A 15,073-nucleotide genomic window follows, 5' to 3' on the forward strand; every position below is an offset into this window, starting at 1 on the left:
TACATCGAGTGCCATGAGCCTTCTCAATCCCCATACGCCTGTCATTGACCTCGGCGTCAACATCGATCACGTCGCGACGTTGCGCAATGCGCGCGGCACAGTCTATCCCGATCCGATACAAGCGGCCCTCCTGGCGGAAGAAGCCGGAGCCGACTGCATCACCTTGCACCTAAGGGAAGATCGCCGCCACATCCGCGATGCCGACGTGGAAGCCATCCGTCCCCAGTTGCGCACCAGGATGAACCTGGAGTCGGCCGTCACCAACGAAATGATCGATTTCGCCTGCCGCATCAAGCCGCATGACGTTTGCCTCGTGCCCGAGCGGCGCAATGAAGTCACCACGGAAGGTGGACTCGATGTGGCAAGGTATTTTGCCGAGGTCCAGGCAGCAGTGCGCCAACTGCAGCGAAGCGGCATCCGCGTGAGCCTGTTCATCGATCCTGATCCGACGCAGATTCGCGCCGCAGCGGAAGCCGGCGCCCCGGTAATTGAAATCCATACCGGCCGCTATGCCGAAGCGACGACCGAGAGTGAAGTCCGGCAGGAGCTGGAACGGGTGCAGCTGTCGGTCCTCGATGGGATGAGGCAGGGCCTGAAGGTCAATGCAGGACATGGCCTGCATTACACCAACGTGCAGGCGATTGCCGCCATCACCGAAATCCAGGAACTGAACATCGGCCATGCGATCGTCGCGCAAGCCGTCTTCATTGGCTGGAAGAACGCGGTCAAGGAAATGAAGGCCATCATGACCGCGGCCCGTCTCGGCATACACAAGAAATGATTTACGGCATCGGGACGGACATCATTCAGATCTCGCGCATCGAAGCGGCGCTCGCTCGCAACGGCGAACGCTTCGCCGAAATAATCCTGGGTCCCCAGGAGCTTGAAAAATATTTCGCCCGCAAGGAAAAGGTTGAAGCGCGCGGCATCCGTTTCCTGGCCACGCGCTTCGCCGCCAAGGAGGCGTTTTCCAAGGCGATCGGCATCGGCATGCGCATGCCAATGACATGGCGCGCCATGCAGACATTGAACGCGCCGGGCGGTAAGCCTGTCGCAGTTACCAGCGGGGCATTGAAGGATTTCATGGAACAGAACGGGTTGACTGCGCAAGTTTCGATTACCGACGAGGCCGACTACGCGGTTGCTTTCGTCATCGTGGAGAAGACATGAGTGGATTGGCAGCAAATGGGGCCTTGGGGCCGGTCATGCTTGATGTGGTCGGCAAGGAATTGACCGACGACGACATTCGCCGCATTCAACATCCGCTGACCGGCGGAGTAATCCTGTTTGCCCGCAATTATGACAACCGCGCGCAACTCACCGCCCTGACGGAAGCCATCCATGCGGCGCGCCCGGGAGTCCTGATTGCAGTGGATCATGAGGGCGGCCGCGTCCAGCGGTTTCGGACGGACGGCTTCAGCCGCCTGCCGGCCATGCGCAGACTGGGCGAAATGTGGGACAGCGATGTGCTGGCGTCCATGAGCGCCGCAACCGATGTGGGCTTCGTGCTCGCTGCCGAATTGCGCGCATGCGGCGTCGACCTGTCGTTTACGCCGGTACTGGACCTGGACTACGGAGAGTCGGGCGTGGTCGGCGACCGTTCCTTTCATCGCGACCCTCGCGTCGTCTGCGCTCTGGCCAAGAGCCTCAATCACGGACTTCTCTTGGCCGGCATGGCCAACTGTGGCAAGCACTTTCCCGGCCACGGCTTCGTCGAGGCCGATTCCCATGTGGACATGCCGGTGGATGAGCGCGACCTCAAGTCCATCCTGGGCGAAGATGCCGCTCCCTACGAGTGGATGGGACTCAGCCTTGCCGCCGTCATGCCTGCACACGTGGTCTATCCGAAAGTTGACAAAAATCCTGCGGGATTTTCGAAGAAGTGGCTTGGTATCCTGCGCAAGGACATGGGTTTCCAGGGCGTGATCTTCAGCGATGACCTCAGCATGGAAGGCGCGAGGGTGGCAGGCAACGTGACCGCCGGCGCCAGAGCTGCGCTGGACGCGGGTTGCGACATGGTATTGATCTGCAATTCGCCGGAAAAGGCTGACGAACTGCTGTCGGACCTGAATCCGAAACGGGATGCCGCGTCGAGGGAATCGGCGATGCGTATTGCTTCCCTGGTTCCGCAAGCCCCGGCGCCGTCATGGGGCGAGCTGCAGCAGGATCCCCGTTACCAGGCTGCGAAAAAGACCGTCCTTTCACTGGGCGATGCATGAAAAAGAAACACTGATGTCCGAAACCGTCGTATCCGCCGCACCCGATCCCGCCGCGCCAGACCCGCGTGCCGTCATGCTGGAAACGGTTGCCAAGCTGCCGCACCTTCCTGGCGTCTATCGTTATTTCGATGCCGAAAACAAGCTGCTGTACGTGGGCAAGGCACGCGATCTGAAGAAGCGGGTATCCAGTTATTTTCAGAAAACCCTTTCCAGCCCGCGCACGGCGATGATGGTGGAACGCATCGCTCGTCTTGAAACCACGGTCACGAGAAGCGAAGCCGAAGCGCTGCTGCTTGAAAACAACCTGATCAAGACGCTGCAGCCCCGCTTCAATATTCTCTTCCGCGACGACAAGTCCTATCCCTACCTGAAAATCACGGCGCAGGATACGCCGCGCATGGCTTACTACCGGGGCTCGGTCGACAAGAAAAACCAGTATTTCGGCCCGTTTCCAAGCGCCTGGGCGGTCAAGGAATCGATGCAGATCCTGCAGAAAGTGTTTCGCATCCGCACCTGCGAGGACACCGTCTTCGCCAACCGTACGCGTCCCTGCCTGCTGCATCAGATCCAGCGCTGCAGCGCACCCTGCGTCGGCGCGATCGGCAAGGAAGACTATGCGCTCGACGTAGAGAATGCTGCGAAATTCCTGCGCGGCAGGCAGACCGAAGTGATGGAAACCCTCGAAACGAAAATGCATGGCTTTGCCGCAGAGCTGAAATTCGAACAGGCCGCCGCCGTGCGCAACCAGATCAGCGCATTGTCCCGGGTGCTGCATCAGCAGACCATGGAAACCGTCGGCGATGCCGATATCGACGTGATTGCGATCGTCGTGCAGGGAGGACGCGCCTGCGTGAACCTGGCAATGGTGCGGGGAGGGCGCCATCTTGGCGACCGCGCCTACTTTCCGACTCATGTCGACGATGCGCTCGCGGCCGCGGAAGGTGTTCCCGAAGTCGAGGTTCTCAAGGCCTTCCTCGCCCAGCACTATATCGACACCTTCATTCCCTCGGTCATCATCTTGAGCGTGGAGCTTGATGAGCCCGAATTGATGATGGCGCTCATGGAACAGTGCGGACACCGTATCACACTGGTATTCCAGCCCCAGGGCCAGCGCCGTCAATGGCTTGAAATGGCGCAGAAGGGCGCCGAGATTGCCCTTGCGCGCCTTCTGTCCGAACAGGGTTCGCAGCAGGCGCGCACGCGGGCGCTGGTCGACGTGCTAGCCATGGATGTGGCCGATCTCGAAAGCCTCCGCATCGAGTGCTTCGACATCAGCCATACGCAAGGAGAGGCGACACAGGCTTCCTGCGTCGTATTCCATCACCATGCGATGCAGAACAGCGAGTACCGCCGCTACAACATCAATGACATCACACCGGGAGACGACTACGCAGCGATGCGCCAGGTATTGTCACGGCGTTATGAAAAGGTGGCCAATGGCGACGGCGTCATGCCGGATATCGTGCTTGTCGACGGCGGCAAGGGCCAGGTCGAAATGGCGCGCCAAGTTTTCAGCGAACTCGGACTCGACATCAGTCTGATCGTCGGCGTAGCCAAGGGGGAAGGGCGCAAGGTGGGGCTTGAAACACTGATCTTCGCCGATGGACGCCCGCCGGCCGAACTGGGCAAGGAATCCGCGGCGCTCATGCTTGTTGCCCAGATACGCGACGAGGCGCACCGTTTCGCCATTACCGGCATGCGGGCCAAGCGCGCGAAGGCGCGGCAGACATCCCGGCTTGAAGAAATCGAAGGCGTTGGCGCAAAGCGCCGCCAAAGGTTGCTCGCGCGCTTCGGCGGATTGCGCGGTGTTGCCAATGCCAGCGTAGAGGAGATCGCTTCCGTGGAAGGCATATCGCGCCAGCTTGCGGAAGAAATCTATAAGCAGCTTCACTGATCTTTTGATCCAGCCTGTACCGTGGCAATTGCAGTGAATGCAATTTCCACGCGATAATCGGGTGAATTCAATGGCACCGACTATGCCCATCAATATCCCGATACTTCTTACCTGGTTGCGCGTTGCGCTTATTCCTCTCGTGGTGGGCGTGTTCTATCTGCCTGATGAATGGCTGTCTCCCGATGCGAAAGCAGTGGCGTCGACCGCGATCTTCATCATTGCCGCCGTCACCGACTGGTTCGACGGCTTCCTCGCGCGCCGCTGGAATGAAACCTCCGCATTCGGTGCATTCCTCGATCCCGTCGCCGACAAGCTCATGGTGGCGGGCGCATTGCTCGTGCTGGTCGAGTTCGATCGCGTGAATGCCGTCGTCGCATTCATCATCATCGGGCGCGAGATCGCGATTTCCGCACTGAGGGAATGGATGGCCCAGCTGGGCGCCTCGAAATCGGTGGCAGTCAGCTCGCTCGGAAAAATCAAGACCATGGCGCAGATGATTGCGATCCCGATGCTCCTGTACAGCGATACGCTGTTCGGCGTCATCGATACGCGCTTGTGGGGTGCATGGCTGCTCGTAATCGCGGCGGTGCTGACCGTCTGGTCAATGTTCTACTATCTGCGCAAGGCCTGGCCCCTGATCAAGGAAAAAGCGGGCCCCGTATTCTGAGACCGGTTGCATGCATCGACGCGGTGCGATGCGTGATGCGCCATGGTGGTCATGCGCCGATGGCGCGCAGGGAGCAAGGGTTGACAAGAATCTTTTATTCTCTATAATGCGTGTCTGTTGTGAATGCGGGAGTAGCTCAGTTGGTAGAGCGCAACCTTGCCAAGGTTGAGGTCGAGAGTTCGAGACTCTTCTCCCGCTCCAGAATCCGAAAGGAAGCTTCTAGCTTCCTTTTTTATTTCATCAGGCGTTGCAGATTTGCCTGGTGAATGCATGCAGTTCATGCGGGAATAGCTCAGTTGGTAGAGCGCAACCTTGCCAAGGTTGAGGTCGAGAGTTCGAGACTCTTTTCCCGCTCCAGTTTCATCGGGTTAGATTGGCATTGTCGATTGAATCCCGCAGCGACGGCACATGGATTCTGCAGTCCAGTGCAAACGCAAATCGCAGTTTGTGGTTACAATACTTCCCCATGGCGGGGTAGCAAAGTGGTTATGCAGCGGCCTGCAAAGCCGTTTACGCCGGTTCGATCCCGACCCCCGCCTCCAGTTTTCCAAAAAGCGCCGCGTGCGCTTTTTTTGTATCTGCAGAAGCCGCCTGCCTTGCCCGAGTGGTGAAATTGGTAGACACAGCGGACTTAAAATCCGCCGCTTACCCGAGAGGGGGCGTACCGGTTCGATTCCGGTCTCGGGCACCATCAAGAAATTCCACCCACCAAGATAAGGCTATCGTGAACAGGAGCGCCTGTTATAAGCAGTCGCTCTGGCAGCAGTTCATGTAGACCCTTTTCCCTCACCCTAGAAAGACTTGAATGCCAGCAAAAACGGCCGGAAAGCATAACCTTCGTCAACGCAAGAAGCTTCGTCTAGGCGAGTTTCAGGAGTTTGGATTCAACGTAACGGCGAAGAGGGCCAAGGAGCTGTCCACTTCGGAGCACCAGCAATTTGTCGATCGTCTTTTCGATGCCTTGATCGAACACGGTTTGCTGTTTGGCGGTGTATTCGAAGATGATCTCAAGGGCTTCGTCGTCGTCAGGGCGCCCCGAGGTTCGGTCACGGAGGCGCAGCGCGATATATTCAAGACATGGCTTGAAACCTGCCATGAACTGAGCGATATTCAGGTCGGTCCTCTAAAGGACGCCTGGTACAGCACTTGATGTAACGTGTCGTACGCTCGCCGTCAGCGGCGAGCGTATCGCCAGGAAGAAGAACAGTTTGCCACCGGGCCGTGTGTCCATTTACTGGTATCCAGGCGAAAGCAGCTTATTGAACAAGATACTGGAGCATCGTCGGACCGGAACGGTATTCCATTATTGGCACCAGCTTCATTAAACCTTTTCACGTCTCTCCCCGATATCTTCGGCGCTTCTCAGCATCCGCGCATCCGTGCGGCACATCCCTCCATCGCTCAGTTCCGTAAGCTATTCACTTCAGCGCAGTCAGTAGATCGTTGTCACTGATGTGTTGTCAGCGCTTCTTGAACCAAAGTTGCAAACAAGCAGGCTTGCAGGACGCGTGATTTGCATGCATGCGGAACACGCCGCCTCCAAGGTAACTCCTACCGACAGGGCCGGGTTCGACGATGGGTCGCTCACCCATTTCCCTCCAATCAAAACGTGGTTTCAGCCTACCGGCGCCAATGGATAAAAAAGCAAATTCCTAAAAGATTATTTTTGAAAAAATAAAAATGCTCCGAATGTATTTTGTTTTTTGAATGTTTTTCAGACTGTTTTGACCACCATGGAAACATGGAAGGCACTACAATCTGCGGCATTCCAAATAGGCATTTCGCCACGACTTTCCATCCAACATTTCCAGGAGAAACTGATGAGCAAGACCGTGTACACCCAAGAGCATGAATGGCTGCGGATCGAGGATAACGGTCAAGTCACGGTAGGCATCACCGACTACGCCCAGGATCACCTGGGTGACCTGGTCTATGTACAGCTTCCCGAGACCGGCAAGGAATATGCAAAAGGCGACGAAGCCGCCGTCATCGAATCCGTGAAGACCGCCGGCGAGATCAACATGCCGGCAAGCGGGACGGTTACCGAAGTCAACGGCGCCCTCGGAGACGAGCCTGGCAAGGTCAATGAGGATGCAATGGGCGAAGGATGGTTCTTCCGTTTCCAGCCTGCGTCCCTCGACGAGATCAATGCCCTGATGGACGAGGCGGGATACAAGGCATACATCGAATCGCTGGGCTGAAGCGCCGGCGCTCGGCAGGCAACATAAGCAAGCATCAGTAGCAGGCAGCAAAGGCGCCGACCATCGAACACTGGCGGCGCAACTGGCAAGACATTCAATTCATTGTGACATTGTGATAGAGGTTAGCATGGCAGAGAATCGGGTCCCGTTCGAGCAGCTGGAGCAGCACGCGGATTTCATAGAGCGGCATATCGGTCCCTCGGACGCCGATCAGCAAACCATGCTGGCCGAACTCGGTTTCGACTCGATGGATGCGTTCATCGGCAAGGTCGTGCCGGAAGCAATCCTGTCGCATGAGCCGCTGGCGCTGGGAGATGCGCGCAGCGAAGCGGAGGTGTTGGACGAACTGAGCCGCATCGCCTCGCAGAACAAGGTATTCAAGTCGTTCATCGGCATGGGGTATTACAACACCCATACCCCGACCGTCATCCTGCGCAACCTGCTGGAAAATCCGGCATGGTACACAGCCTATACGCCGTATCAGCCCGAGATATCGCAAGGCCGGCTTGAAGCCCTGCTCAATTTCCAGACCATGATCTGCGACCTGACCGGGCTAGAGATTGCCAATGCCTCCCTGCTCGACGAAGCCACAGCGGCAGCCGAGGCAATGACCTTCTGCCAGCGCGTCTCCAAGAGCAAGAGCAAGACCTTCTTCGTATCCAGGGAATGCCTGCCGCAAACCATCGACGTGGTCCGTACGCGCGCCGAACCGATCGGCGTGGAAGTGGTGGTCGGCGACCATCGCACCGACCTCGATCAGTGCGATTGCTTCGGCGTGCTGCTGCAGTATCCCGCGGTGGACGGCGACGTCCATGATTACGCCGATACGGTCGCCAAGGCGCATGCGAAGCAGGCGCTGGTAGTCGTTGCCGCCGATCTGCTGGCGCTGACGCTGCTCAAGCCGCCCGGCGAATTCGGGGCCGACGTTGCCGTCGGTTCCGCTCAGCGCTTCGGCGTTCCAATGGGCTATGGCGGACCGCATGCCGCCTACTTCGCGACCCGCGATGCCAACAAGCGCCTGATGCCAGGCCGCGTCGTCGGGGTTTCCATCGACAGCCACGGGAACAAGGCGTATCGCCTCGCGCTGCAGACGCGCGAACAGCACATCCGCCGCGAGAAGGCGACCAGCAACGTCTGCACCGCGCAGGTACTGCTGGCCAACATCGCCGGCATGTACGCAGCCTATCACGGCCCGAAGGCGCTCAAAACCATTGCGCAGCGCGTGCACCGCCTGACTTGCGCATTCGCACACGGTCTGGGCAAGCTGGATTTCCAGGTTTCCACGGCCGCCTACTTCGATACCGTCACGGTGCGAACCGGCGAGCGCACGCAGGCCATCCATGCAGCGGCGCGGACACGCTCCATCAATCTGCGCGAAATCGACGACGCCACGCTCGGCCTGTCCTTCGACGAAACGACCACGCGCTTCGATGTCGAGACGCTCTGGGAAATCTTTGCGGGAGAGGGGAGGGCGATTCCTTCCTTCGCGGCATGCGAGACCGCGGCAGACGACAGGATTCCGGCAGCGCTGAGCCGAACCAGCGAATACCTGACCCATCCGGTCTTCAATACGCATCACTCGGAAACGCAGATGCTGCGCTACCTGCGCAGCCTGAGCGACAAGGACCTGGCGCTCGACCGCACCATGATTCCGCTCGGCTCCTGCACCATGAAGCTCAATGCGACCACCGAAATGATTCCGGTTACCTGGAAGGAATTCGGCGGCATGCATCCTTTCGCACCGCTGGAGCAGGCGCAGGGCTATCAGGCAATGATCCGCGAGCTGGAAGACATGCTGGTCGCCTGCACCGGCTACGACGCCGTGTCGCTGCAGCCGAATGCCGGCTCGCAAGGCGAGTACGCGGGCCTGCTCGCGATCCGTGCTTATCACAAGAGCCGCGGTGAAGCGCATCGCAACATCTGCCTGATTCCCAGTTCCGCCCACGGCACCAATCCGGCCACGGCCCACATGGCCGGCATGCAGGTCGTGGTGGTGCAGTGCGACGAACGCGGCAATGTCGACGTGGCCGACCTGAAGGCAAAGGCAGAAAAGCACGCGGCCGATCTCGCCGCAATCATGATCACTTATCCGTCCACACACGGCGTGTTCGAGGCTGAGGTGCGCGAGATCTGCGATATCGTGCACAAGCACGGCGGCCAGGTCTACATCGACGGCGCCAACATGAATGCGATGGTGGGATTGTGCGCGCCGGGCAAGTTCGGCGGCGACGTATCGCATCTTAACCTGCACAAGACCTTCTGCATTCCGCACGGCGGCGGCGGACCCGGCGTGGGTCCGATCGGCGTCAAGTCGCATCTCGCGCCTTTCCTCCCGGGCCATCATATGCTCGACAAGGCAGGCGATGCGGCGGCACCGGTTTGCGCCGCACCCTGGGGCAGCGCAAGCATCCTGCCGATCAGCTGGACCTACATCAAGCTCATGGGACGCCAGGGCCTGAAGCAGGCCAGCCAGGTCGCCATCCTGAATGCCAACTACATCGCCAAGCACCTCGCGCCGCATTATCCGATCCTGTACGCTGGCGAGAACGGCATCGTGGCCCACGAGTGCATCGTCGATCTGCGTCCGCTGAAAGACACCGGCATCACGGTCGACGATGTGGCCAAGCGCCTGATGGACTTCGGCTTCCATGCACCGACCATGTCCTTCCCGGTGCCCGGCACGCTGATGATCGAGCCGACCGAGAGCGAATCGAAGGAAGAGCTCGACCGCTTCTGCGATGCCATGATCGCCATCCGCGAAGAAATCCGCGCCATCGAGAACGGAGCGGTTACCGCCGACGACAGCGTGCTGCGGCATGCGCCGCACACGGCGATGGATCTGGTCGGCGAGTGGGGCCGTTCCTATACCAGGGAACAGGCCGCGTTCCCGGTGGCGTCGCTGCGCAATAACAAGTACTGGCCGCCGGTCGGGCGCATCGACAATGTGTATGGCGACCGCAACCTGGTCTGCGCCTGCCCGCCGATGTCCGACTACGAATAAGCCGCGCATGCGGACTCCGTCCGCTTCAACGCGGCAATCCACTTGCAGGCAATGACATGGCCATCAGCGCATTCGAGTTGTTCAAGATAGGCATCGGGCCGTCGAGTTCCCACACGGTGGGGCCGATGCGGGCTGCACTGGAGTTCGTCTCGGGTTTGAAGTCCTCGGGAACGTTTGCTTCGGCGGAATCCGTCAAGGCCGAGCTGTATGGTTCGCTCGGCGCGACCGGCAAGGGGCACGGCAGCGATAAGGCCGTGATGCTGGGCCTCGAAGGCGAGGCGCCGGACCTGGTGGATACCGACGCCATTCCCGATCGCCTTGCGGCGATACGTGCCGCAAAACGCATCCGCCTGCTTGGTGAAAAAGAGATTCCGTTCATCGAGCGTGAACACCTGCTGATGTACCGCCGGGAATCCTTGCCGCAGCATCCGAACGGCATGCGATTCACCGCCTTCGACAAGGCTGGCGGAGTGATTGCATCGAAAATCTATTATTCGGTCGGCGGCGGTTTCGTGGTCAATGAAGAAGCGATGGGAGCGGACCGGATCGTGCCGGATACCACTCCGCTCAGGTATCCATTCCATAGCGCGGATGAACTGCTCGCCCTGTGCCAGACGCACGGGCTTTCCATCAGCCAGCTCATGCTGGCCAATGAAACCGCGTGGAGGCCGGAGGAGGAAACCCGCCAGGGTTTGCTTAGCATCTGGCAGGTGATGCAGGATTGCGTGAAGCGCGGGTGCGAGCGCGAAGGCATTTTGCCTGGCGGCCTGCAGGTGCAGCGACGCGCCGCCGAGTTGTACCGCAACCTGTCCAGTCATCCCGAAGCCAGCCTGCGCGATCCGTTGACCACGATGGACTGGGTCAACCTGTATGCGCTGGCCGTCAATGAAGAAAACGCGGGCGGCGGGCGGGTGGTCACGGCGCCTACCAATGGTGCGGCCGGTATCGTTCCGGCGGTGCTGCATTATTACCATCGATTCATACCCGGCGCGGATGACAACGGCGTCGTCCGCTTCCTGCTGACGGCGGCCGCCATCGGCATTCTGTACAAGGAAAATGCGTCCATTTCCGGCGCCGAAGTCGGCTGCCAGGGCGAGGTCGGCGTTGCCTGCTCGATGGCTGCCGGCGCGCTGGCCGAGGTGATGGGCGGTACGCCCGCCCAGGTCGAAAACGCCGCCGAAATCGGCATGGAACACAACCTCGGCCTGACCTGCGACCCGATCGGCGGACTGGTCCAGGTGCCGTGCATCGAACGCAACGCAATGGGCTCCATCAAGGCCATCAACGCGGCGCGCATGGCCTTGCGCGGCAACGGCCATCATTTCGTCTCGCTCGACAAGGTCATCAAGACCATGCGCGAGACGGGCGCCGACATGAAGATCAAATACAAGGAAACCGCGCGCGGCGGTCTTGCGGTCAATGTCATCGAATGCTGATGAATCGCGCTCCCATCATTGGCAATCAATAACGAGAAACATAAAGAACACGAGGAACATGAACAATGGATACCAACACCCAAGCATTGGCGCGTACGCCGCTCTATGACCTGCATCTGGAACTCGGCGCCAAGATGGTGCCTTTCGCGGGCTACGAAATGCCGGTGCAGTATCCGACCGGCGTCCTGAAGGAGCATACGCATACGCGTACCCAGGCCGGCTTGTTCGATGTGTCCCACATGGGGCAGGTGAGGCTGTCCGGCGCGGACGCGGCAGCCGCGCTCGAAACCCTGGTGCCCGTCGACATCATCGACCTGCCGGCCGGCATGCAGCGTTACGGGATGTTCACGAACGAGCGCGGCGGCATCCTGGACGACCTAATGATTTCGAACGGCGGCGATCATCTCTTCGTGGTGGTCAATGCCGCCTGCAAGCAGCAGGATATCGCCCACATGCAAAAGCACCTGGGCGGCCGATGCACCGTCGAACCCCTGAACGACCGCGCATTGCTGGCGCTGCAGGGGCCTGCCGCTGCAACCGTGATGGCGCGGCTCGCGCCGGAGACCGCCGGGATGGTATTCATGAAAACCGGAAAAGTCAGGCTGGCCGGCGCCGAGTGCTTCATCAGCCGCTCCGGTTATACCGGCGAGGACGGCTTCGAGATTTCGGTGCCGGGCGACAAGGCCGAGGAACTTGCGCGCGTGCTGCTGGCGCAGCCGGAAGTCGCGGCCATCGGGCTGGGTGCGCGCGATTCGCTGCGGCTGGAAGCCGGCCTCTGCCTCTACGGACATGACATGGATGAAAACACGACACCGGTCGAGGCCAGTCTGTCCTGGGCGCTGTCAAAATCACGGCGCGCCGATGGCGCCCGTGCCGGCGGTTATCCCGGCGCCGAAGCCATCATGCGTCAGCTGGCCGAAGGCGTCGCCCGCAAGCGCGTAGGTTTGATGGTCAAGGACCGCATGCCGGTGCGCGAAGGCGCGGAACTGGTCGATGCATCGGGACGCAGCATCGGCAAGGTCACCAGCGGCGGCTTCGGACCGACCGTCGGCGCACCGGTTGCGATGGGCTACGTCGAGACCGGCGCCGACAAGATCGGGACCGCGCTGCAAGCCATCGTGCGCGGCAAGCCGGTGCCGGTAGAAGTGGTAAAGACGCCGTTTGCGCCACAACGCTATTACCGTGGCTGACCATGGATAAGGAAACGATGAGCGACACCAAGTCCGGAGACAAGCCCGCCGTCCGGCCGGTTGTAGCGGGCGAAAAGCTGCGAGGCGCGGAAAAAATGGCGCGCATCCCGATCAAGATCGCACCGACGCAGCCGGAGCAGATGCTGCGCAAGCCGAAATGGATACGCGCCGAATTCACCGGCACGCAGGAAGTCAACCGGCTCAAGGCCATCCTGAGGGAAAACAAGCTGCACACCGTGTGCGAAGAGGCCAACTGTCCCAACCTTGGCGAGTGCTTCAAGTCGGGTACGGCTACCTTCATGATCATGGGCGATATCTGTACGCGTCGCTGCCCATTCTGCGACGTCGGGCATGGACGTCCCAATCCGCTCGATCCGGAAGAGCCGGCCAATCTGGCACGCACGGTCCACGACATGGGCCTGCGCTATGTCGTCATTACCTCGGTCGACCGGGACGATCTGCGCGACGGCGGCGCGGCGCATTTCGCGGCATGCATCACGGCCACGCGTGAAATGAGCCCCGGGATTGCCGTCGAGGTATTGGTTCCCGACTTCCGCGGGCGCGTCGATGTTGCCCTGCGAATACTGGAGGCGGCACCGCCGGATGTGTTCAACCATAATCTGGAAACAGTACCGCGCCTGTACAAACAGGCCAGGCCCGGCGCCGATTATCTGGGCTCGCTGCAACTGCTGCAGCGCTTTCGGGAAATGCAGCCGCAGGTTCCCACCAAGTCCGGACTGATGCTCGGCCTTGGCGAAACGCTGGAGGAAGTCGAGCAAGTCATGCGGGACATGCGCGCCCATGATGTCCAGATGCTGACCTTGGGCCAGTATTTGCAGCCGAGCGCGCATCATCTTCCGGTACAGCGCTATGTGACGCCCGCCGAATTCGACGAATTGCGGCGCTTGGGCGAAGACATGGGATTCGCGCACGTGGCATCCGGCCCGATGGTGCGCTCGTCCTATCATGCGGACGAGCAGGCCGGAAAGCTTGGTTCGTAAACCGCGAACCGTTCACAGACCTTGGATAACATATGCCCTTGCGAAACCGCAAGGAGTAGAGGCATCCACGGCCTAATATGAAATCGGTTTCTAAGATCTCTCAAGAATTCCGCCCGCATCGCCAACTTGGTCATGCGGGCGTTTTTTCTACCGGCCTGCTTGATGCGGGGCCACTAAAAGCCCCATGGAAAGTTCCTTCAAAAGTTTCCATAAAGATCTTCCGATTGATCTTGCTCAATCATTCAATTAGGAAATAGAAGCATAATTGCAACATTGAAATTCCATCCGCGGTTCTGTTCTTGATTTCCTTTTAACGAGCAAGTGCGCAGCCATGAAGAAAAAGCTTGAGACTGATGCAGTGATCGAAGACCTGATCGCTGCAGCCTTGGGAGACGAAGCCGGTATCCGGGAACGCCATGTCTGGCGTGAAAGCCTGCGAGGACTGGTACGTCTGGCAAAAGCTGAACAGGTCATGGAAATCAAGGATAGCGTCCGCAAGCTGACCGGGAATATCGAAACGCATGCCGCCCGTCGGCGTGCGAAGGCCGTGCTGATGGCTCAGCAGCTGCACGGCGTGCCGGACGGCGCGCAGCGGCAGTTCGAATTCAAGGACTGATCCGGGATACGGGCCGATTCTATCTAACTTGAATCCTCCCGGAACGAGATTGAAACGGAGGCGGTACAATAGCCGCCACGCCGGAGTCCTACGGGCAACGCGTTCCGGGCATGCCGGATGTCACTGCGATGCATATTGCTTGGCTGCCCTGGCTGCTCCTTCTCCCCGTTTCATTCCTTTTCATGCCCACCATGAAAGTCTATAACCTCAGTTGCGCAATGGGCCATCGTTTCGAAGGATGGTTTTCCTCGGAACAGGACTTCCTGTCGCAGTCGGACGAGCACCGGATTGAGTGCCCGGTCTGCGAGAGCACGGATATTTCGAGGCTTCCATCGGCTCCCCGTCTCAATCTGTCCTCCGCGGCCAGCAAGCCGGACGAAGGACTTGCGGGGTTGGCACAGGCGCAAGCCGCCATGATGGAAATCCTGCAGAAGGTCGTGGCCAACACCGAGGATGTTGGTGAGCGTTTTGTCGAGGAAGCGCGCCGCATTCACTATCACGAGGCGCCCGAGCGGGCCATACGCGGAGTCGCTTCGGTCGCGGAATACGAAGCACTTGCGGACGAAGGTATTGAAGTCCTTCCGCTTCCTGCGGCGCCGAAGCCGACACTCCAGTGACAGTTTCCGCGCCCCGACCGCTGCTTCAGCATGCTCGTAAGCTCTTAGACTAGCGCCAATTAACGCACCCTGCATGACAAGGCACGCCAATGGCGTGCTTTTTTCATGCATCCTTGCTTTTCCTCTCCGCTGTGCGGAATAGAGTTTCATATTATTTGGACATGCAGAAAAAAAGCGCTGTATAATCGTTTTAGAACGGTCGTGCTATTTAGCCGGGCTTAGAAGGACTTA

Annotated in this window: 13 protein-coding genes and 4 tRNA genes; all 17 read left to right on the forward strand. The window is 59.6% G+C overall.

What is annotated here, in order from left to right; all coding sequences use genetic code 11:
* Positions 1-13 precede the first annotated feature (13 nt).
* The 17 genes from pdxJ (at position 14) to RY831_RS22920 (ending at position 14,842) form a co-directional block, all read left to right on the forward strand.
* Positions 14-781 (forward strand): pyridoxine 5'-phosphate synthase, encoded by a 768-nt coding sequence (gene pdxJ, locus RY831_RS22840; protein WP_326508687.1) that lies wholly within the window; start codon positions 14-16, stop codon positions 779-781.
* Complete coding sequence (gene acpS / locus RY831_RS22845) at positions 778-1,170, forward strand: holo-ACP synthase (RefSeq protein ID WP_326508688.1); 393 nt, start codon at positions 778-780, stop codon at positions 1,168-1,170. The genes pdxJ and acpS overlap by 4 nt, the downstream gene beginning before the upstream one ends.
* On the forward strand, positions 1,167-2,219 hold the full coding sequence (gene nagZ / locus RY831_RS22850) for a beta-N-acetylhexosaminidase (RefSeq protein WP_326508689.1): 1,053 nt from the start codon (positions 1,167-1,169) through the stop codon (positions 2,217-2,219). Before acpS ends, nagZ begins: the two co-directional genes overlap by 4 nt.
* A gap of 13 nt (positions 2,220-2,232) precedes the next feature.
* Positions 2,233-4,113: an excinuclease ABC subunit UvrC gene (gene uvrC, locus RY831_RS22855; protein WP_326508690.1), complete on the forward strand. Its 1,881-nt coding sequence runs from the start codon at positions 2,233-2,235 to the stop codon at positions 4,111-4,113.
* Between the two features lie 82 nt (positions 4,114-4,195).
* Positions 4,196-4,780: a CDP-diacylglycerol--glycerol-3-phosphate 3-phosphatidyltransferase gene (gene pgsA, locus RY831_RS22860; RefSeq protein ID WP_326508691.1), complete on the forward strand. Its 585-nt coding sequence runs from the start codon at positions 4,196-4,198 to the stop codon at positions 4,778-4,780.
* A 125-nt stretch (positions 4,781-4,905) separates the two neighbouring features.
* Positions 4,906-4,981, forward strand: a tRNA-Gly gene (locus RY831_RS22865).
* Between the two features lie 80 nt (positions 4,982-5,061).
* Positions 5,062-5,137, forward strand: a tRNA-Gly gene (locus tag RY831_RS22870).
* 111 nt (positions 5,138-5,248) lie between these two features.
* Positions 5,249-5,322: transfer RNA gene (locus RY831_RS22875), tRNA-Cys, on the forward strand.
* Positions 5,323-5,378: 56 nt separating this feature from the next.
* Positions 5,379-5,471 (forward strand) — tRNA-Leu (locus RY831_RS22880).
* A 114-nt stretch (positions 5,472-5,585) separates the two neighbouring features.
* Positions 5,586-5,930: a YggL 50S ribosome-binding family protein gene (locus RY831_RS22885; protein WP_326508692.1), complete on the forward strand. Its 345-nt coding sequence runs from the start codon at positions 5,586-5,588 to the stop codon at positions 5,928-5,930.
* A gap of 670 nt (positions 5,931-6,600) precedes the next feature.
* A complete protein-coding gene (gcvH, locus tag RY831_RS22890; RefSeq protein ID WP_326508693.1) occupies positions 6,601-6,981 on the forward strand; it encodes a glycine cleavage system protein GcvH in 381 nt (126 codons plus the stop codon).
* 127 nt (positions 6,982-7,108) lie between these two features.
* Complete coding sequence (gcvP, locus tag RY831_RS22895) at positions 7,109-9,982, forward strand: aminomethyl-transferring glycine dehydrogenase (protein WP_326508694.1); 2,874 nt, start codon at positions 7,109-7,111, stop codon at positions 9,980-9,982.
* Between the two features lie 56 nt (positions 9,983-10,038).
* Positions 10,039-11,418: an L-serine ammonia-lyase gene (locus tag RY831_RS22900; RefSeq protein ID WP_326508695.1), complete on the forward strand. Its 1,380-nt coding sequence runs from the start codon at positions 10,039-10,041 to the stop codon at positions 11,416-11,418.
* Positions 11,419-11,483: 65 nt separating this feature from the next.
* Complete coding sequence (gene gcvT, locus RY831_RS22905; RefSeq protein WP_326508696.1) at positions 11,484-12,608, forward strand: glycine cleavage system aminomethyltransferase GcvT; 1,125 nt, start codon at positions 11,484-11,486, stop codon at positions 12,606-12,608.
* Between the two features lie 17 nt (positions 12,609-12,625).
* The gene (gene lipA / locus RY831_RS22910) at positions 12,626-13,609 is read left to right on the forward strand and encodes a lipoyl synthase (protein ID WP_326508697.1); all 984 of its coding nucleotides are present in this window, start codon (positions 12,626-12,628) and stop codon (positions 13,607-13,609) included.
* Positions 13,610-13,940: 331 nt separating this feature from the next.
* Positions 13,941-14,225, forward strand: coding sequence for a hypothetical protein (locus RY831_RS22915; protein WP_326508698.1), 285 nt, complete (start codon positions 13,941-13,943; stop codon positions 14,223-14,225).
* A gap of 191 nt (positions 14,226-14,416) precedes the next feature.
* Complete coding sequence (locus RY831_RS22920) at positions 14,417-14,842, forward strand: DUF1178 family protein (RefSeq protein ID WP_326508699.1); 426 nt, start codon at positions 14,417-14,419, stop codon at positions 14,840-14,842.
* Positions 14,843-15,073: the final 231 nt, after the last annotated feature.

The organism is Noviherbaspirillum album (assembly GCF_035916955.1).
Taxonomy (GTDB): Bacteria; Pseudomonadota; Gammaproteobacteria; order Burkholderiales; family Burkholderiaceae_D; genus Noviherbaspirillum; species Noviherbaspirillum album.